Raw genomic sequence first — 241 nt, 5'->3', positions numbered from 1 at the left:
TCAGCTTGTATATCGAAAAAGGCCCCTAGTTTAGCCGCGATTTGAAAAGCGGCATAGGCGGCTCCGTCGACCTGAAAACCATCGATGCCGACGATATTGTCCCCGAAGGGCAGAAATACGTCTTTGAAGTGAAGGCGGAGGCTTCCAATTATTCTATCAAGCGGCGTGAGAATGCTTATGAACTTTCAGTCGATTATCGAACCTTGCCTATTCACGCAGTAGCAACGGGCGGTATTTGGCG

At 49.4% G+C, this 241-nt stretch carries 1 pseudogene; it reads left to right on the top strand.

Annotated features, from left to right (window positions below):
• Positions 1-241 (top strand): annotated as a pseudogene (locus ACTHS8_RS10895) (hypothetical protein); the annotation flags it as partial.

The sequence above is a fragment of the Neisseria sp. P0016.S008 genome, assembly GCF_051957775.1.
Classification (GTDB): domain Bacteria; phylum Pseudomonadota; class Gammaproteobacteria; order Burkholderiales; family Neisseriaceae; genus Neisseria; species Neisseria flavescens_B.
This window is presented reverse-complemented; position numbering and strand designations above follow the sequence as displayed.